Raw genomic sequence first — 18,881 nt, forward strand, 5'->3', positions numbered from 1 at the left:
CTGACTTAGCGCTCGCTAAAGAACTACCACCGACTTGATCCTCTCGTCAAGAGGGGGCCTCCGAACTCGAAACAAATGCGGCCGACTAAAAGCTGGGCGATCAGTGACCTCGCCTGGCCCACGCCATTCATTAGTACTTTCGAATGATAGGTTTTCAATCTTCGCCCGAAATGTCCGGAATCGGATAACCTTCCGCCACAAGCAATCCAAGCCACAGGGGATTCGGGGCGTGGCACCAATCGATGACAACCGCAGGGGGACTGACTGGGAGGTTTGGCGTGGACCTGCGATACGTTGCCTTCACGCGTGCCGACCCGCATTTCTACGACCGAATCAGAACGGTCACCCGACCAGATACATCAACTGACCAGCACTTTATCCCCGCGAAGTCGGTGGATTGGTCGCTCTGGCGGCGCGGTCCCCAAAGTGGACCGTGGAACTACTTCCAACCGCCCGACGGTCTGCTGCCAGAACAAGGATGGAAGATTCACTGCTCCGCTACCCAAGCCAACGCGCAGGAGCTGCTCGATACCGTTTCCGTGTATTGCGGTCACAATCATGTGCCGTTCAAATTTCTTCGGACGGCAGCAGACCTCATGTTGTCCAACAGCAAGCAGGCCAATCGAACTTCCAGCGGAAAATTCATCACGATCTATCCGGCGGATGGTGTTGCCACACAACGTGTCATCACCGAACTGGACAAGCTTGTCACCGGTGCCGACGGGCCGTACATCCTCAGCGATGTGCGATGGAACCGGGGACCGCTCTACTTACGGTACGGCGCGTATCTGCCCATGCAGACCTACGATTCATTCGGCGATCGCGTCCCCGCAATTCGGCGTCCTGACGGATCGCTCGAACCCGATGTGCGCGGCACTTCCTTCAGAACTCCGGACTGGGTACAAATCCCGGACTTCGTTCGCGCGCAGCAAGACAAGCTGAAATCACATGACGAATTCCCCTATTCGATCAATGAAGCCCTGCACTTCAGCAACAGCGGGGGGATCTACTCCGCGTTCGACGACGCCGGCATCGATCTGGTCATCAAAGAAGGCCGTCCCTTTACCGCCCCGGACGCCAACGGCCGGTACGCAATCGACCGCATCCGTAACGAGTACGACAAGTTGACCCACCTTGCCGACAACCCGTACGCACCTTCTGCGATCAGGTTGTTCGAGCGCGAGGGACACCACTTCCTTGTCACCGAGCGCGCTGCCGGCACTCCCCTGAATCAGGAAGTTGCGCTCCGCCACCCACTGATACGCGCGGACCAGACACTCAGTTCCCGAACGGAATACAGAACCTGGGCACTCGACATTGCACAACAGTTGACTACCGCAGTCGAGAGCTTCCACAACGCCGGAATCGTTCATGCCGATCTTCACCCTGGCAACGTCATGTGCTCACCGTCCGGTATTCGGATCATCGACTTCGAGATGGCCCACAACATCGACGAGCATCCGCCCCGGTCCACCGGAGCCCCCGGATACACAGCACCTCGACAGTTGACAGGAATCGCGGCGGATCGATACTCGTTGGGCTGCATCGAGCTGGGACTCTTTGTTCCACTTACTACATTGTTCCCTCTCGATCGCAACAAGATTCCCGAACTCATCGACTATGCGGTGTCTCGATTCGATCTTCCCCGCGCCTTCGGTGCCTCGCTCTATTCGATGCTCGACGTACAGGCGCCGGCGCCGAAGAATCGCCCGCATCGTTGGGACACGTCGTCGAACGAAACCTTGCAACGCACGGCCGCTCTATTGCGCTGCGGCATCCTCGCCTCGCTTGATCTCGCCCGCGCTGATCGACTCTTTCCCGGCGACATCGCCCAGTTCGAGGTGAACGGCTACGGCATTGCGCACGGCTCGTGCGGAAACCTGCTCGCCGATGTACTTCCCGCAGACACCTTGGAGTCAGTTCTGGAATGGACTGAACATCAAGTTGATTCGGATACTCAACCAAAGTTCGGCTTCTTCGACGGGCTCGCGGGTGCGGTGCACACCTTTCGGCATCACGGGCGACATTCGACAGCCGACAGGTGGGTCGAGACTTTGCGTCGAGCCCCACTCGACGACATCGACTCCAGCCTTTTCAGCGGCCTTTCCGGAATCGGTTGCCTCCTACTCGAGGAATCGGTTTCACGACCGACTGTGTCACCCACTCTCGCTGTCGTGACCGAGACTCTGCGCGAACGAATTTCAGCTGCTCGCTTGCATGTCCGCGACGCCGGCGGAACACCTTGGGCAGTGGCCGGCCGAGGTGGGCTGATGCGGGGACCGAGCGGACAAGCACTGTTCTGGACTCGCCACTACGAACTGAGTGGTGATCCTCGATCGCTGGAACACGCACGCCAGCTCGTCGACATCGATCTGTCTGTGATGTCGATGTGCCCTGACGGGTCGATGCAGCTGAGAGAGGAGCGCCGGACGATGCCGTATCTCGGATCCGGGTCTGTCGGTGTGGGCCTGGTACTTCTTCAACTTGTTCGACATGTCGACGAGCCGCGCTACGCGTCTGCGCTACTTGCCATATCCCGCGCTGCCGCCGTCGAATTCACTGCCCAAGCCGGACTACTCAACGGGCGAGCCGGGCTGATTCTGTTTCTCAGCGAACTCTCCAAGACTCCATACGCCGGCGCCGATTGTGAACAGACGCTTGCACAGCAGTTTCAGCTTCTGGGCTTGCACAGCCTCAATCACGCAGGAGGCCTGCACTTTCCAGGTGAACAGAACCTGAGACTCTCGACAGACTGGGCAACCGGATCTGCAGGAATACTGGCGTTGCTCCGATATACCCGATCGGCAACTGCCCGACAGTCGTTTCCACTGATGTGCGCGTCGAACTGCCACATCGCCTAATTGTTCGGAAGTTATCACCCACGGCAGATTGGAGCACAGAAGTACCAGGCGAAAAACCTGGAATTAAATCAACACCGCAAGCAAACTCGATCGATCAAATCCATCGGCAAGAACGCCGATCAACAAAGGAAATGACAATGGACGCTATTCTCTCCCTTCAAGATCTGTCAGTCGCCGCCGGCAACGTCGGAGATGCCGGCCAACTCGAGCAGAACGCGGCAATCAGTTCCCTCAGTTTCTTCTGCCTCTGACCTCAGGCCGATACCTCGGAGCAAGTCCGGGGTATCGGCTTTCGGAATCCGTGCGGATCATCAGACGAACAATATTGTTTCATCATGAGACGCATCCGCACTTCACCGAGCTGTATTCGCCGATGATGTGTGCGGCCTGGCGGGCAATGCCGAGGGTAGATCGCATGGTCACTGGCGACGATATTCCTACTGATCCTGACAGCCGCACTTTCGGGCTGGTTCGTTCAGCGTTGGGGCGAGAGTTGGGACTTCAGGGACATCTGCTCGCGCTGGTACGACGGGGGGTGGCGGTTGCCGCGCCGCCACCGCCTTGACCTTCACGACGCTTTTCGTACTCCTACTTCCCTTCGCCTCAGGAATGCTGGTCGGCGTCACCACATTCGCCCGAGACTTCGAGCGGAGGGTCTGGTGGTTTGAGTTTCAATAGCTGTCAACGACAAGATGAGGGAATCGGTACCATCCGCCCCCGATGTCTTCCAGCCGGAGCTGATTGAAGGTCTTGTCGGACACACCATCGGGTGCATACACCCAGCCGGGATTGTCCAAGATGTCCAATCCATCTCGTGCGTCATAGAAATAGACGTGGGCTTCACTGCTGACGTTGGCATAGGAGATATCGAATCTGCCGATTCGTAGATCACGATGATACCCATCGGAATAGGGATCGTCAGGTTCTTGAAGTAGTTGCTGTGCAACGGTTTCGAAGTCTGCCCGATACTGATCGAAATGTGGCTGCCCCGCGGCCGCGATCCCGAGTGCGATCACCACGAGAACCGGAACAGCGACATCGGACCACAACCATGGGCGTCGCTGCCACCAGCACACTCCGAGCAGCACGATTGCAACACTCGCCGTGAGGACCCAGAGAACGACCGCACCGGCGATCGAGAGTGCACTATCCGCAGGTTCGGGCCAGGTGAGATGGCATTTCGCTGCGACATACATCGCCGACGCCGACGCTGCGATAAGTGCGTTTACCAAAACAACCCAACGAAGAGCACCGGACCTTCTCGTTGCCTGCGAGTTCGACACTGCCTGATCCATTCGATGAGAATAGCGAGCTGTTTGTCGCGGACTAGCAGTAACCACTTCCCCGATCTCACGATCGATTGTTTCTCGGCACGGAGAAAGTGTCCACGGTGCTATCTTTGCTGACTATGGGAGGCAGGGCTGCGAGGATGGTCGATTTGAACTACCGATGTCAGGAGAGCTCGGCGACTCCCAAAGTCGACAGGTCAATTTTGAGCACGGCTGGATTCGGTGGATCGCAGCAACCAATACCATCGTCACCTCATGATGACGTGACTGTTGCGGGCGAGTCGTGAAGATTCGATTATTACGAGCAAGCCAAGCGTCTTTAGCAATATCGCTGATCGCACTAACCTTGGTCTATTTGTTGGACGCATTTTCTTTGCGCCTCCAACATCAGCCCAGCTGGTGCATTGATCACTATGGAATCCCATCACGATTCAATTATCTCCTTCCCGACCGGGCGGAGAGGGTAGCGGCAGGAATTACAGACTTCTGGGGATGGTTCCCTCCAGGCATAAGCTGTACATTCACTGATGCAGTGACCAAAGAAAGCGAAACGGTGGCACCGGCCGCGGACAGGTCGCACATCGTCGTCGTTCTTGTGGCGCTGATCATGATCTCGGCTGTCGGCGTATTGTTCGGCCGCCGGAAGCGCTGAAGATTGGTTTTGGCTCGGGACTGCAGATGCGCACTCGACACCAGACCGATGAGTAATAAATCGGTGTCCGTCGTGTCCGGCGCTTCCACTACTCGTCGATCTTCGCGAATCCACCAGCCTTGTTCGAGGGCATTTCTTGCGGGTCCTGGTGGTCTTCGTTCCCATCACGCTGGCGATGACACTCCTGGGCCTGGTGCTCGGCTGGACCCATGCGCTTGCCGGGGACAGGCGGCAACATGATCGACGCCGATTACACAATGTGCTGGGGCTCAGACAATTCCGACGTGATGCTGTTGCGCTCCGGGTTGATGGTGGCGCTCGCACTCGTCGGCGCACGTGGACTACGTCGGCGACCCGCCTATAGCCGACTGTCCGAAATGTCGAAATCGATTTGATAGCAGCAATTTTCGATCCACATTCTCTTGTGTTCGAAACTTTGTTCGATTATGCTTTCGGCATGGACAGTCGGGATGCGTGGCAGCTGGATGGTGAGGGCCTCAAGGGTGAGGTTCTGGCTCTGGTGCGTGTCCGGCACGAGTTGCAGTCGCGGTTGGTGTTGTTGATCGTGGAGATGTTTTCCCGGGAAGTTCTCGGCGGGAAGGGTTTTCGGGCGATCGCGCAGTGGTTGCATGGTTCGACGAATCTGGAGATCGGTGAGTGCAGTCTGCTGGTCGGGTTGGCGCGGTTGTTGATGCTCGAACCTGTTGTCGCGGATGCGTTTCATCGCGGTGACGTGGATGCGTTGAAGGCGCGGCAGGTGGCGTCGTTTTGTCAGCATCCGCCGAAGAACATGACCCTGGCGGATGTGGACAAGGCTCGCGGGATTTTGTTGTCGTTGGCGTCGAAGAACATTGCGGATTGCGATGCAGTGCGGGCGGCGATCCGGCGGATCGAGAAGCAGTTCGGCAAGCGTGAGGACGGGGTTCCGGTGGGTGAGGATTCGGAGCGTAACGAGTTCTACGCGTCGAAAGGTTTGTACGGGCGGGTCACTGTGAAGGGGGATCTGGATGCGATCAACGGGGCCCGGTTGATCACGTTGTTGTCGAGCCTGTCTGCGCCGACGCCGGAGAAGGACGGCGTGAAGGACACCCGTACGCCGGCGCTACGACGGGCGGACGGGTTCTGCGAGTTGTTGCGGCGGTACGAGCGGGCGGGGTTGGGTCCGATCGAGGGCGGGGTGAAACCGCACATCACGGTGACTGCGTCGGCGAAAGACATGACGGACCTGCAAGCGTTGAAAGACCTCTTGCCGTCGACTCAGGAACTGGGTTTCGCGTGGACGGATTGGGTGGGCCCCATCAGTATCGATACCGCGCGGATGTTGGCGTGCGACTGCACCGTGACGCGAATTTTGTTGGATGAGAACGGGGTTCCGCTCGACTGCGGCAAGGAAGCGAGAACAGCGACGGTTCCGCAAAGGCGAGCACTGGCCGTCCGGGATGGCGGGTGCGCGTTTCCGGGGTGCGGGACTCCGTCGGGGTGGTGCGATGCCCATCATATTGTTCACTGGAACGATGGTGGCCCAACAGATCTCGACAACCTGATCTTGTTGTGCGGTCATCACCACCGGACGATGCACCACACCGAGTGGCGTGTCGAGATCGGCCCGGATCGAAAGACGGTGTTCTATCCACCCATGTCGATCGATCCGTATCAACAGCCGATCGGCGGGAACAGCCCACCCACAGCAGCCTGAACCGCGACAATCGAATACATCAGCACCGGGGACGAACCATGCCCCGGTGCTGGTGCACGTTTCTGGTCAGATCCCAACCCCTCAAATCCCAGCCCCTCAGATCCCGGCCCTTCGCACGAGAGCGTCAGTGGCAGAAGGGGATACAACGTCAATCGCTCGTAACAGCCCCGCGTACCGCGGATACAGCTCGACGGGACGCGTATTGATCGCCCTCAAGATCCACGATGCAGCTTGATCGGCCGTCAGCGCCGGCTGGCTCACGTAATCCGCCGTCGGCGCGATCATCGGTGTTCGTATGAGTGGGAATTGCACTGTGGTGACATCGACACCGGTGCCGTGACATTCCGCGCCGAGGCTTCGGCCGAATGCACTGAGAGCAGACTTCGACGCGTGATAGGCGCTGAACCTGGGCATCACGCCCGCAGTGACTCCCCAGGTTCCGACGTTGATGATGTGTCCGGACTTCGCCTCGAGCATCGCGGGCAGTAGCCGCAACGTCAGTCTTGTCGGCCCGAAGTAGTTGAGTGCCATGGTGCGCTCGTAGTCGTGGAATCGGTCGACCGAATCCAACGCGGTGCGCCGGATCGAGCGACCCGCATTGTTGACGAGGATGTCGACCGACCCGAATCGATCCGCGATCGTCTCCGCGAGTTCGTCAACGGCTTCACCGCGGGAGAGGTCCGCAGGCACGATGTGTGCCCATCCTCCCCTGCGGTGAATCTCGTCCCGTACGTGTTCGAGGTTTTCCTCACAGCGCGCGACCAGGATCATCTCGGCTCCCCGACGAGCCAATAGATGAGCTGTCGCCTCACCGATCCCCGACGAGGCTCCCGTCAGGACGATGGTCTTGTCGGAAAGCGTGACGCCGCGAGACGGAACAAGGGAGCGCAGACGCGTCGGCGGTCTCAATGCAAGATTGCTGAGAATCGATCTGATCACGTCGGCCTCGGTTCGATCTTCGCGTGCGATTCGGTGCGAACCCGTCCCTGAACAGCCCACTTCGGACGCACCGCGGAAATTACTCAAAAGTAAGTTATGGCGCCGTTTCGGCCGTGTCAAGAATTCGTCGGGATTCAGGAGTATCTGCCACTAGCTTTTCCTGATACCTCGGGTTACATTAAATCCAGACCGAGTGCCAGCGATCACACAACCGGCCCTCGATTCCACCGAACACCGCGAGAAATACCAGCGGTGACCGAAACGAAGAGGAGACGCCATGACGCTCACATCGCCGCTCGACAAGCGCGGAGAAGCATCCGACGACTCGTACAACGAGACGCTTCGACTCCTGTCCGAGGGCTCGGTGCACAAGCACTTCGACCCGTACCTCGACATCGACTGGGACTCCCCCGAGTTTGCCGTCGTCCCGAACGATCGCCGCTGGATCCTCCCGGCCGAGACTGACCCGCTGGGTGCACACCCGTGGTACCAGTCGCAGTCCGAGGCCAGGCAGATCGAAATCGGCATGTGGCGCCAGGCCAATGTCGCGAAGGTCGGTCTCCAGTTCGAGAACATTCTGATCCGCGGCATGATGCAGTACGTCTTCTCACTGCCCAACGATTCGGCCGAGGCGCGCTACTGCACGCACGAGTCGGTCGAAGAGTGCAACCACACGATGATGTTCCAGGAGATGGTCAACCGCATCGGTGCCGACGCTCCCGGGATGAGCCGTCCGATGAAGATGCTTGCGCCCTTCATTCCCCTCGCTGCGGGTCCGTTCCCCGAACTGTTCTTCGTCGGTGTCCTCGCCGGTGAAGAGCCGATCGACCACATTCAGAAGAGCATCCTGCGCGCCGGCGGCCAGATCCACCCGATCATGCAGTCGGTCATGGCCATCCACGTAGCCGAGGAAGCGCGTCACATCTCGTTCGCGCACAAGCTTCTGAGCCGTCGCATCCCGCTGATGTCACGCCCGAACCGGTTCGTCCTCTCGCTGCTGTTCCCGATCGTCATGCGCATTCTCTGTGACGCCATCGTCATCCCGCCGAAGTCCTTCTGGAAGCAGTTCGACATCCCGAAGTCCGTGAAGAAGGACCTGTTCTGGGATCTGCCCGAGTCGCGCCAGACCCTGCGCAACTACTTCGGTGACGTCCGCATGCTGGCCACCGACACCGGCCTGATGAACCGTGCCTCGCGCCTGGTGTGGAAGGCCTGCAAGATGGACGGCCGCGCATCACGCTTCCGTAGCGAACCTCACCGCAGCTCGCACAACGCCGCCGCGTAGCTCCCGGACAGTCGAGATCGGACTCATAGCGCCATGCCACACGTAGTCACGCAGTCCTGTTGCAGCGACGCCTCGTGCGTCTACGCCTGCCCGGTCAACTGCATCCATCCGACGCCGGACGAGCCGGACTTCCTCACCGCCGAGATGCTGCACATCGATCCGCAGGCCTGCGTCGACTGTGGCGCATGCGTCTCGGCCTGCCCGGTCGACGCCATCGTCCCCGAGTCGAAGCTGACCGACCCGCAGCGAGTCTTCCTGTCCATCAATGCGGACTTCTACAAGGAAGAGCGACCCAGGCCGCTTCTCGCCAAGGTCATCCCGGCAGCCCACGTCGACAAGGGCCGACCGCCGTTGCGCGTTGCCATCGTCGGTTCCGGACCGTCGGCGATGTACGCCGCGGACGAGTTACTGACTCAGCCTGACGTGCAGGTCAACGTCTTCGATCGCCTTCCTGTGCCTTACGGCTTGGTTCGCGCCGGCGTTGCTCCGGACCATCAGAAGACCAAGCAGGTCACTCGCTTGTTCGACAAGATCGCCGCACAAAAGGGTTTCGAGTTCTACCTCAACGTCGAGATCGGCAAGCACATCTCGCACAGCGAACTGCTCGAAAATCACCATGCGGTGCTCTACGCAGTCGGCGCTTCGTCCGACCGTGGTCTCGGCATTCCGGGCGCTGATCTGCCTGGCACGGCCTCGGCCACCGACTTCGTAGCCTGGTACAACGGCCACCCCGATCACGCCGACGACGTCTTCGACCTCTCACATCGCCGCGCGGTCATCATCGGAAACGGAAATGTCGCGCTCGACGTCGCTCGCATTCTGACGGCCGATCCCGAGAAGTTGGCCGGTACCGACATCTCCGCTCACGCACTCGCCGCTCTGCGGAAGAGTCGCGTCGAAGAAGTTGTCATCGTGGGTCGACGCGGAATCGCGCAGTCCGCGTTCACGGTCCCCGAGTTCACCGGCCTGATGGCACTGCCGGACATCGAACTCTCTGTCGGACCCGACGACATGGTTCTCGACTCGGCCACCGAAGAACTGGCAAAACGCGGCGAACTCCCGCATGCCGTCGAGCAGAAGTTGCGTCTCCTCGAAGCCCTGAAGAACCGCGATCACGTCGACGTCGGCAACAAGCGCATCACGTTGCGCTACCTGCTCACGCCGACCTCGATCACCGGCGACGATCAGGTCAGCGGAATCGAGTTCGCTCGCAACGCTCTTGTCGACGCCAACGGAACCGTGCAGATCGAAGCAACCGGCGATACCGAGACCATCGATACCGGCTTGGTCCTCACCTCGATCGGCTACCGCGGAGTGCCCATCCCCGGCGTCCCGTTCGACGAGCGTGCGTCGGTCATTCCGAACGAGAACGGCCGAGTCCTCGAAGCTCCGAACGGTGATCCCGCCACCGGGGTCTACGCGACCGGTTGGATCAAACGCGGACCGAGTGGGTTCATCGGCACCAACAAGTCCTGCGCGCAGGAAACGATCAGGATGCTCGTCGACGACTTCAACGACGGACGCCTGACCAACCCGGTCGCAGACGACTCCGCAGTCGATCGTCTGGTCCGGGCGCGACAGTCCGACGTCGTCGACCGCGAGGGCTGGCATGCCATCGACAAGGCGGAACTGGAACGCGGCGCTGCGCACGATCGTGCCCGCGAAAAGGTTCTGGATCAGGTCGAGATCACCTCCATCCTCGACGCTGCGGCCCGGGTGAAACCGACGCGTCGATTCGGTCGACCTGTACGCGTTCGCTGATCCGCTACAGGTAAACAGCTACTTTCACGCACACGGCCCCGCCTGCAGACTCGTCTGCCCGGCGGGGCCGTCTGCGTTCCGGCAGCGTCCCACTCAGCGAAAATTTTTGCCCGTCAGCAGCCGAAATCGTGTAATACTGCAACCTGTTCCAGTAAGCGGCACAGCGGGCCCACGATCCCCCGGATCACGCTCGCCAACCAGATGAGGATTGCATGAGCGAGACTGCAACGCCGGCGCCGAACGGGAGTGTGACACCTGCAGTAGAGGGTTGGTTCACCACCGGCGACGAACCTGCTCTGATCGGCACGAAGTGCCAATCCTGCGGCACCATTTCCTTCCCTCGTGAGGCGACGTTCTGCAAGAACCCGAGCTGCTTCAGCGAGGAGTTCGACGACGTGGAACTCTCCCGCCGCGGCACTGTCTGGTCGTACACCGACGCGCAATACCAGCCCCCGCCGCCATACATCCCGCGCTCGGATCCGTACGAGCCTTTTGCTCTCGCAGCAGTCGAACTGCCCGAGGGCATCGTCATCCTCGGCCAGGTGGCCGACGGATTCGGCGTCGACGATCTCAAGGTCGGCAATACCGTCGAATTGGTTGTCGAGCCGCTGTACACCGACGAAACCGGAGTACGTACGACGTGGCGATGGAAGCCTGTCGCCGCAGCTGATCAGGAGTCGCAGTCATGAGCAAGGACGTCGCAGTACTCGGTGTCGGTATGCACCCCTGGGGCAAGTGGGGGCAGTCGTTCGTGAAATACGGCGTTGCCGCCGCTCGCGCCGCGCTCGCCGATTCGGGTGTGAATTGGCAGGACGTCGACTTCATCGTCGGCGGCGAGACCGTCCGCAACGGGTACGGCGGATACGTCGCCGGAGCCACCTTCGCGCAGGCACTCGGCTGGAACGGCGCTCGCGTCGCCACGTCGTATGCAGCGTGTGCGACGGGAGCCCAGGCACTCGACACCGCTCGCGCACGAATCCTGGCCGGCCTCAGCGAAGTTGCCCTGGTCGTCGGCGCCGACACCACGCCGAAGGGCTTCCTCGCTCCCGTCGCCGGTGAGCGTTGGGACGACCCGGACTGGCTGCGCTTCCGCCTCATGGGTATGACCAACCCGGCGTACTTCGCGCTCAACGCGCGTCGTCGCATCGACCTCTACGGCGCCACCGCGGAGGATTTCGCCAACGTGAAGGTCAAGAACGCCAGGCACGGGCTGAGCAATCCGAATGCGCGCTACCGCAAGGAAGTCACCGTCGAGAACGTGTTGGCCTCCCCCGTGGTGTCCAATCCCCTTCACCTGCTCGACATCTGCGCGACGTCCGACGGCGGCGCCGCAATCTTGCTGACGTCGATGGAATACGCCCGCAAGATGGGCATCGCGGAACCTGTTCGCATCAAGGCTATTTCGACGGTCACGCCGACGTTCCCCCAGACGATCATGGACATGCCGAACTTCTCCACCGATTCCAGCTCCGCCGTTCCCGCTCCGGAGCGCACGTTCAAGGAATCCATCGGCTACGCCGCATACGAAGAGGCCGGGATCTCTCCCGAGGACGTCGACGTCGCCGAAGTCTACGACCTCGCTACCTCCGTGGAACTGGACTGGATCGAAGACCTTGCCCTCTGCAAGCGGGGCGAGGCCGAGCACCTCCTGCGTGCGGGTGACACCAGTATCGGAGGCCGCATCCCGGTCAATCCGTCCGGCGGTCTCGCGTGCTTCGGCGAAGCCGTTCCCGCACAGGCACTTGCGCAGGTGTGCGAGCTCACTTGGCAGCTTCGTGGACAGGCCGAAGGCCGTCAGGTCGAAGGCGCCCGCATCGGTATCACCGCCAACCAAGGTCTGTTCGGACACGGCTCCTCGGTAATCGTTTCCGCCTGACCCTGTTCCACTTTCGTGGCGGTCGCACACTCACCCGTGAGCGGCCGCCACGATCACGTCTGCCACTGCCCCTGGCTGTGAGACCAGCGATGCGTGCGAGGTCGGGAGTTCGCTGGTGTTCGCGCCCATCCGGTTTGCCATGAATCGCTGCGCCGATGCGGGGATCACGCGATCCTCACCGGCAACCAGATACCAGCTCGGTGTGTTCGCCCACGACGGTGGCCCGCCGAGCTCGAGGTTCGCCCACAAAGCCGCAGACTTCTGATGCGCCAACATCGTTGCCGCTGTCTCGTCGGAAACATCCTGAGCGAAGACGGAATGGAAATACTCGTCCGTGACGTAGCCGTCGACGTTCTTCCCGCCGATCGCGTGAGGATCGTCGACGATCTTCAATCCCAGAGCCGGAGGAAGCAATTGGCTGCCAGGAAACCTGATGGGATCGATCGTGATCTGCACCGGCTCACCCTGAACCGGAGCAAACGCCGCGATGTACACCAACGACTGCACCTTCGGGTCGTGAACATTGGTGATCACCGCGCCGCCGTAAGAGTGTCCGACGAGCACGACAGGTCCGTCGATGTCCGCAACCGTCTTCTCGATCACGGACGCGTCGTAAGCGGGCCCGCGTAGAGGATTGTCCGGCCCCACGACGCGATAGCCACGCGAACGTAGGTCGGCGGCAACGCCGTCCCAACTGGTCGCGTCGGCAAAAGCGCCGTGGACGAGAACGACGGTTGGCTTGGGGCTCGCCACCGCAGCGCCGGAGCCGAAGATCACTCCAGCCGCGACTGTCATGAGTAACGCCAGAACTGCGGTGAATACACGTGAGATCTTCATGCGTTTCCTTCACTCTCGTCGAAAAGCGAGAAACTGCGGTAGGCCGGGACACGCCCGTTTCGATCCTAGAAATACCTGCTGCGACGGACGTGACTGTCCGTGCAGACTTTTGAGCTCACACTGCACAACTTCTGGTTGAGCGTCCGCATCGCGGGGTATCAGGGCTGCATGGCTTTGCTCCTGGATACTTCCGTGTTGGAGCCTGACCAACGCGCGGACGCCTTTGTCGACGCGATGGGTCGTGCCTCGGTCCCGTGTGCAATCCACTTGGAGAACCCGGAACGGGTGAGCGCGAGAATGAACGTGTGGAACCTCGGTGCAGCATCACTGTTCCGCTCCGAGTCGACCGGTATGCGGTTGACCCGAACACCACGTCACGTCCGGTCCGCGTCGATGCCCGTCCTTGCGATTGCCCTGCAGGAGATCGGGATCGGCCATCTAGATCAGCACGACGAACAACGCAGAGTGCCCGCCGGTGAGCTGTTGATGACGGACCTGACGTCGACCTACGATTTCTCCTGGCCGGGAACGGGCGCTTCCCAGTGCCTCTACGTTCCGATGGATCGGCTGGGACTGCCGATCGACACCGTGCGGGACGCAGCTACCCGGCCTCATCACAGCAATCTGTACCCCGTGATGATCGCGCACGTTCGTGAATTGTTCCGCAGCGCCGCTCTGTTGGAGACCGATCCTGCCGCCGAACAATTGGGCGAGGCCTCGATCGAACTCGCGCGTGCTTTGGTCGCTTCGATCGCACATGCGAATCCTGACGCACCCGCTCCGAGATCGGCCCTAGCCATGACTTCGATCCGTCGATACATCCGTGAACACCTTCACGATCCGACACTGAATCCCGCACGAATTGCTCAAGCCCGCAACATCTCACTGCGACAGCTGTACAAGATCTGCTCGGACAACGAATTCCGGCTCGAACAGTGGATCATCACCCAGCGCCTGCAGAAGGCTCGGGACGAACTGGCTCGACCCGCTACCGTCGACCTGCCGATCGCGACCGTTGCGCACCGGGCGGGGTTTGTCGACGCCGGACACTTCAGCCGACGCTTTCGACAGACCTACGGGCTGAGCCCGACTCGTTGGCGTCAGCTCCGCGATTGAAGCAGCTCCACAACGTCTGACTGACCACGACTTTCGGCATTGTCCAACGCGGTCTTCCCCGATGCATCCCGGATCGAGGGATCTGCCCCCGCGTCGAGAAGCTGAGTGATCACGTCGATGTAGCGCGCCGAACCATCGCCGTACACAACGGCTTCGAGTAGCGCCGTCCACCCGGGATCGTTGACGTGATTGACCGGAACCCCGGCAGCGATCAGCATCCGGACGCTCTCGACATGCGCGTGTTCACTCGCGGGAATCAGCGCCGTACCGCCGTAACGGTTCACGCTGTCGACGTCCGCGCCGTGGGCGAGCGTGAGCGCCAGAATCTCGTTCAAACCCTCGGCTCCGGAATACAGGAAGGCCGAATCCTGCATGGAATCCTTCGCGTTCACGTCTGCTCCGGCAAGAATCAACGTAGAAGCCGCAGCGACAGCGTCGTTCTTGGTGGCCTCGACGAGTGGAGTCCGTTCGCCCTCGCCGCGAGCTTCGATGTTCGCGCCCGAAGCCAGGGCCGCGGTGATCGCTGCCGGATCATTGCGGTCCACCGCATCGAAGAGTGCCCGTTCGGATTCCGGCGTCGATGGCGGCTTAACGCCCGTAATCGATACAGCTGCCGCTGTCGTCGCTGACGCGGCGATCGTCGACGTCACCGCGGTGTCGGACGAACTGCAGCCGGCCAACGCCCCGGTCACTGATACCGCGAGGATAACGCAGACGAGGACAGACCTACCCGGAAGCGCCGTCACAGCGGATTACTTTCTTGGACAAGAGTTTCAAGCGTCATCCTGACGGCGTCCAGATGTTCGGCCATCGCTCTGGAGGCGTGGTCGTAACTGCCGGATGCGATTCCTTCGACTATTCGTTCGTGTTCCTCGTTCGACCTTTCCTGGCGACCGGCAACAAGATTGAGTGTCTCGGACTGCCTTGTCAACGCTTCACGAATATCGACGATTACCGACTCGAAGACCCGATTCCTACTGGCTTTCGCGATCAGTCCGTGGAACTGCGCATCGAGTGCGACCCATACGAGCGGATCATCCTCGTCACGCATCTGCTGGACCAGTCCGCGGAGGGCCGTCAGCTCCTCCCCTGTGTGCCGTTGGGCAGCCCATCCTGCGGCCGGAATTTCGACATGCGGCCGCGCTTCGACCAACTCGTTGGCCGCGTAGCTGCCGAAGTCGAGGTCTCGCGCTATCGAATCGCTGACGACGAAGGTGCCGAGCCCGGATTTCGTCTCGGTGAGCCCGAGGGCATGGCACGAGCGCAGGGCTTCACGGATGACCGATCGACTGACCCCGTGTCTTTCGGCCAGGGACGCCTCGGACGGGAGACGCTCTCCGACTGCCAGTTCGCCGGAGGTTATTGCGGCACGGAGGTCGGCGAGAACCGCCTCGGCAGCACTCACCCGCGAGGCGACGGGTCGCCTGGTGGCCCAGCTGTCTGACAGGTTCATGCCGTCATTGTTGCGACTGCCGAAGACCCGCGTCAAACATCGCACCTGATGAAGGGTTGACGTGCCGGAGTGAGCGAGGTAACAATTACACCTGTCAGACAGCCTGATAGCCCGATAGCTGGGCGGGACTATAACTCGACCGTCAGCGCTGCGATCCCGAAATACACCCACCGCGCAGAGTGATGCTTGCGCGAAGAGACACGAGGAATTGATCAAGTGCTCGAAACGCGAACAGAACACGATCTGCTCGGCGATCGCGAGGTTCCAGCCGATTCGTACTGGGGTATCCACACCTTGCGCGCAATGGAGAACTTCCCGATCACTGGTCGAACAATCTCCACGAACCCGCATCTGATCCGCGGCATCGCTTACGTCAAGTGGGCCGCAGCCAGCGCAAACGAAAAGCTGGGCATCCTCGACCGCCCGCGCGCGGAGGCCATCTCACAGGCATGCAAGGAGATCGTGGACGGGCGGTGGCACGAACAGTTCGTGGTGGACGTCATCCAGGGTGGCGCCGGCACGTCGACGAACATGAATGCGAACGAGGTCATCGCCAATCGCGCGTTGGAAATCCTCGGCCACCAGCGCGGCGACTACGAACGGCTTCACCCCAATGAACACGTGAACCTGAGCCAATCGACCAACGACGTCTACCCCACGGCCGTGAATATCTCGACGATCTTCGCGATCGATGACCTGCTGGATGCACTTCTTACACTCCAGAACGCATTCACGACCAAATCTCTTCAGTTCGCCGACACAGTGAAGATGGGACGCACCCAACTGCAGGACGCCGTGCCGATGACTCTGGGTCAGGAGTTCGGGACCTACGCGGTCATGATCGAGGAGGATCGGGCGCGTCTGGCTGAGGCCGCTCTTCTCGTTCACGAGATCAACCTCGGCGCGACTGCTATCGGCACTGGCCTCAACGCACCCGCCGGCTACGCCGAGGTGGCCTGTTCCGACCTGGGCGCACTGACCGGACTGCCGCTGGTGTTGGCAACGGATCTGGTCGAAGCGACCCAAGACGTGGGCCAGTTCGTCCACCTCTCCGGCGTCCTCAAGCGGGTCGCTGTGAAGTTGTCCAAGGTGTGCAACGATCTCCGACTGCTCTCTTCGGGCCCGCGAGCGGGATTGAACGAGATCAATCTTCCACCGGTGCAGGCAGGTTCGTCGATCATGCCGGGCAAGGTCAACCCTGTCATTCCCGAAGTCCTCAATCAGGTCGCGTACGAAGTCATCGGCAACGACGTGACGATCACGATGGCTGCGGAATCCGGTCAGCTCCAACTCAACGCTTTCGAGCCGATCATCGTGCACTCACTGTCCGAAGGAATGCGACACCTCGGTGCGGCTTGCCGCATTTTGGCGGACCGGTGCGTACTCGGCATCACGGCTAACACTGAACTGCTGCGCGCCCGAGTCGAAGACTCCATCGGCCTCGTCACCGCGCTCAACCCCTACATCGGATATACCGCGTCCACTCGGATCGCCCAGGAGGCGTTGATTTCCGGGCGTCGCGTCGCCGATCTCGTAATCGAAGCCGGCCTGCTCGACCGCGAGGAACTCGATCGGTTGCTCAGCCCCGAACATCTCGCCAATCTCCGCGTTTCGGGCGAGAAGCCTCATGCCACCGCTGTTGCGGAGGAGGTTTGATGACCGTCGAACGGGAAGAGACAGGCCGCGCCGAAGTTGCCACTGAGGAGGATCTCGGATATCAGAAGGCGCTCGGCCCCAGACAAATTCAGATGATCGCGATCGGTGGCGCGATCGGAACCGGCCTTTTCATGGGGGCGGGAGGGCGACTACAACAGGCGGGCCCGGCCTTGGTTCTCGTGTACGCGCTGTGCGGATTCTTCGCGTTCCTGATCCTGAGGGCGCTCGGCGAACTGGTGATGCACCGACCGACTTCCGGATCCTTCGTTTCCTACGCACGCGAATTCTTCGGCGAAAAGATGGCTTTCGCTGCGGGCTGGTTGTACTGGATGAACTGGGCAATGACTGCCGTGGTCGACGTCACGGCTGTGGCGTTGTACATGAACTTCTTCAAAAAGTACTGGGCGCCACTGGGACACATCGATCAGTGGATGTTCGCTCTGATCGCGGTGTTGCTGGTTCTCGGACTGAATCTCGTGTCCGTGAAAGTCTTCGGAGAGTTGGAGTTCTGGTTCGCGTTGATCAAGGTCGTGGCCTTGACCGCATTCCTCGGGTTCGGTGTCTATTTCGTACTCTTCGGCACGCCCATCGAAGGGCATTCCTCCGGATTCAGCCTGATCGCCGACAACGGTGGGCTGTTCCCCAACGGAATACTGCCGGCAGTCGTGGTGATTCAGGGCGTCGTGTTCGCTTACGCTTCAATTGAACTCGTGGGGACCACGGCTGGAGAGACCGAAAATCCCCGGAAGGTGATACCCAAGGCGATCAACACAGTGATCATTCGGATCCTCGTCTTCTACGTGGGGTCGGTCCTGCTGCTCTCGCTGTTGCTCCCCTACACCGAATACCACGCCGGTGAAAGTCCATTCGTCACATTCTTCGGTTCGATCAACATCCAAGGCGCAGATGCGATCATGAATCTGGTCGTTCTCACGGCGGCGTTGTCTTCCCTCAATGCCGGATTGTATTCGACCGGACGAATACTCCATTCGATGGCGGCGGCCGGTTCGGCGCCTGCCTTCGCTGCCAGAATGAACAAATCCGGAGTGCCGTACGGGGGAATCGCACTCACCGGCGTGGTCATCCTGTTCGGCGTCGGGCTCAATGCTGTTGTCCCAGCGCAGGCCTTCGAAATAGTCCTCAATCTTGCGGCACTGGGCATCATCAGTGCATGGGCGGTAATTGTGCTGTGCCAGTTGAGGCTCTGGCAACTTGCGAAACAAGGCAAAGTCACTCGCCCTTCCTTCCGCATATTCGGCGCACCGTACACCGGGATCGCGACACTGGTCTTTCTTGCGGTCGTTATCGTGTTGATGGCATTCGACAACCCCGTTGGAACGTGGACCGTCGGATCCATCGCGATCATCGCACCGCTCTTGATGATTGGTTGGTACGCCGCCAGGAATCGTATTCGCGAGTTGGCCATCCACCACCCCGCAGCTTGACGTGAAAGGACCACA

Annotated in this window: 15 protein-coding genes; 10 read left to right on the forward strand and 5 right to left on the reverse strand. The window is 60.6% G+C overall.

Annotated features, from left to right (window positions below):
* Nucleotides 1-278: 278 nt before the first annotated feature.
* Entirely contained in the window at nt 279-2,861 is a 2,583-nt protein-coding gene (lanKC, locus tag GN300_RS08740; RefSeq protein WP_063315513.1) for a class III lanthionine synthetase LanKC, read from the forward strand.
* A gap of 671 nt (nt 2,862-3,532) precedes the next feature.
* Here lanKC and GN300_RS08745 read toward each other — a convergent pair.
* Nucleotides 3,533-4,156, reverse strand: coding sequence for a hypothetical protein (locus tag GN300_RS08745; protein WP_063315512.1), 624 nt, complete (start codon nt 4,154-4,156; stop codon nt 3,533-3,535).
* 526 nt (nt 4,157-4,682) lie between these two features.
* Between GN300_RS08745 and GN300_RS08750 the strand changes: the two genes are divergently transcribed.
* Entirely contained in the window at nt 4,683-4,802 is a 120-nt protein-coding gene (locus GN300_RS08750; protein WP_117435002.1) for an LPXTG cell wall anchor domain-containing protein, read from the forward strand.
* A 457-nt stretch (nt 4,803-5,259) separates the two neighbouring features.
* Nucleotides 5,260-6,498: an HNH endonuclease signature motif containing protein gene (locus GN300_RS08755; protein ID WP_063316009.1), complete on the forward strand. Its 1,239-nt coding sequence runs from the start codon at nt 5,260-5,262 to the stop codon at nt 6,496-6,498.
* A gap of 96 nt (nt 6,499-6,594) precedes the next feature.
* Here GN300_RS08755 and GN300_RS08760 read toward each other — a convergent pair whose 3' ends face one another.
* Nucleotides 6,595-7,437 (reverse strand): SDR family oxidoreductase, encoded by an 843-nt coding sequence (locus GN300_RS08760; RefSeq protein WP_374229149.1) that lies wholly within the window; start codon nt 7,435-7,437, stop codon nt 6,595-6,597.
* A 277-nt stretch (nt 7,438-7,714) separates the two neighbouring features.
* Here GN300_RS08760 and GN300_RS08765 point away from each other — a divergent pair, with 277 nt between their 5' ends.
* The 4 genes from GN300_RS08765 (at nt 7,715) to GN300_RS08780 (ending at nt 12,359) form a co-directional block, all read left to right on the forward strand.
* On the forward strand, nt 7,715-8,722 hold the full coding sequence (locus GN300_RS08765; RefSeq protein WP_003943163.1) for a diiron oxygenase: 1,008 nt from the start codon (nt 7,715-7,717) through the stop codon (nt 8,720-8,722).
* A gap of 33 nt (nt 8,723-8,755) precedes the next feature.
* Nucleotides 8,756-10,483 carry an FAD-dependent oxidoreductase gene (locus GN300_RS08770; RefSeq protein WP_003943176.1) on the forward strand — a complete coding sequence of 576 codons (1,728 nt, stop codon included), beginning with the start codon at nt 8,756-8,758 and terminating at the stop codon, nt 10,481-10,483.
* Nucleotides 10,484-10,695: 212 nt separating this feature from the next.
* Complete coding sequence (locus GN300_RS08775; RefSeq protein WP_019745839.1) at nt 10,696-11,172, forward strand: Zn-ribbon domain-containing OB-fold protein; 477 nt, start codon at nt 10,696-10,698, stop codon at nt 11,170-11,172.
* On the forward strand, nt 11,169-12,359 hold the full coding sequence (locus GN300_RS08780; protein ID WP_030536146.1) for a lipid-transfer protein: 1,191 nt from the start codon (nt 11,169-11,171) through the stop codon (nt 12,357-12,359). Before GN300_RS08775 ends, GN300_RS08780 begins: the two co-directional genes overlap by 4 nt.
* Before the next feature lie 30 nt (nt 12,360-12,389).
* Here the strand turns inward: GN300_RS08780 and GN300_RS08785 are convergent, their stop codons facing one another.
* Entirely contained in the window at nt 12,390-13,196 is an 807-nt protein-coding gene (locus tag GN300_RS08785; RefSeq protein WP_063315511.1) for an alpha/beta fold hydrolase, read from the reverse strand.
* A 99-nt stretch (nt 13,197-13,295) separates the two neighbouring features.
* Here GN300_RS08785 and GN300_RS08790 point away from each other — a divergent pair, with 99 nt between their 5' ends.
* Nucleotides 13,296-14,312, forward strand: coding sequence for a helix-turn-helix domain-containing protein (locus GN300_RS08790; RefSeq protein ID WP_233405599.1), 1,017 nt, complete (start codon nt 13,296-13,298; stop codon nt 14,310-14,312).
* Here GN300_RS08790 and GN300_RS08795 read toward each other — a convergent pair.
* Both GN300_RS08795 and GN300_RS08800 read right to left on the reverse strand, forming a co-directional pair.
* Complete coding sequence (locus tag GN300_RS08795) at nt 14,297-15,004, reverse strand: ankyrin repeat domain-containing protein (RefSeq protein ID WP_233405600.1); 708 nt, start codon at nt 15,002-15,004, stop codon at nt 14,297-14,299. The genes GN300_RS08790 and GN300_RS08795 overlap by 16 nt on opposite strands.
* 50 nt (nt 15,005-15,054) lie before the next feature.
* Entirely contained in the window at nt 15,055-15,765 is a 711-nt protein-coding gene (locus tag GN300_RS08800; RefSeq protein WP_047272293.1) for a FadR/GntR family transcriptional regulator, read from the reverse strand.
* A 216-nt stretch (nt 15,766-15,981) separates the two neighbouring features.
* Between GN300_RS08800 and GN300_RS08805 the strand changes: the two genes are divergently transcribed.
* Nucleotides 15,982-17,421, forward strand: a complete 1,440-nt coding sequence (locus GN300_RS08805; RefSeq protein ID WP_058038379.1) for an aspartate ammonia-lyase — start codon at nt 15,982-15,984, stop codon at nt 17,419-17,421.
* Nucleotides 17,421-18,866: an amino acid permease gene (locus tag GN300_RS08810; RefSeq protein ID WP_063315510.1), complete on the forward strand. Its 1,446-nt coding sequence runs from the start codon at nt 17,421-17,423 to the stop codon at nt 18,864-18,866. The genes GN300_RS08805 and GN300_RS08810 overlap by 1 nt, the downstream gene beginning before the upstream one ends.
* Nucleotides 18,867-18,881: the final 15 nt, after the last annotated feature.

It is taken from the genome of Rhodococcus sp. Ni2 (assembly GCF_021352185.1).
In the GTDB taxonomy this organism is placed as follows: Bacteria; Actinomycetota; Actinomycetes; order Mycobacteriales; family Mycobacteriaceae; genus Rhodococcus_F; species Rhodococcus_F qingshengii.

Coding starts and splice junctions, on each gene's coding strand:
- GN300_RS08745 (WP_063315512.1), bottom strand. CDS start 4,156: ATGGATCAGGCAGTGTCGAACTCGCAGGCAACGAGAAGGTCCGGTGCT.
- GN300_RS08755 (WP_063316009.1), top strand. CDS start 5,260: ATGGACAGTCGGGATGCGTGGCAGCTGGATGGTGAGGGCCTCAAGGGT.
- GN300_RS08765 (WP_003943163.1), top strand. CDS start 7,715: ATGACGCTCACATCGCCGCTCGACAAGCGCGGAGAAGCATCCGACGAC.
- GN300_RS08770 (WP_003943176.1), top strand. CDS start 8,756: ATGCCACACGTAGTCACGCAGTCCTGTTGCAGCGACGCCTCGTGCGTC.
- GN300_RS08775 (WP_019745839.1), top strand. CDS start 10,696: ATGAGCGAGACTGCAACGCCGGCGCCGAACGGGAGTGTGACACCTGCA.
- GN300_RS08780 (WP_030536146.1), top strand. CDS start 11,169: ATGAGCAAGGACGTCGCAGTACTCGGTGTCGGTATGCACCCCTGGGGC.
- GN300_RS08785 (WP_063315511.1), bottom strand. CDS start 13,196: ATGAAGATCTCACGTGTATTCACCGCAGTTCTGGCGTTACTCATGACA.
- GN300_RS08800 (WP_047272293.1), bottom strand. CDS start 15,765: ATGAACCTGTCAGACAGCTGGGCCACCAGGCGACCCGTCGCCTCGCGG.
- GN300_RS08810 (WP_063315510.1), top strand. CDS start 17,421: ATGACCGTCGAACGGGAAGAGACAGGCCGCGCCGAAGTTGCCACTGAG.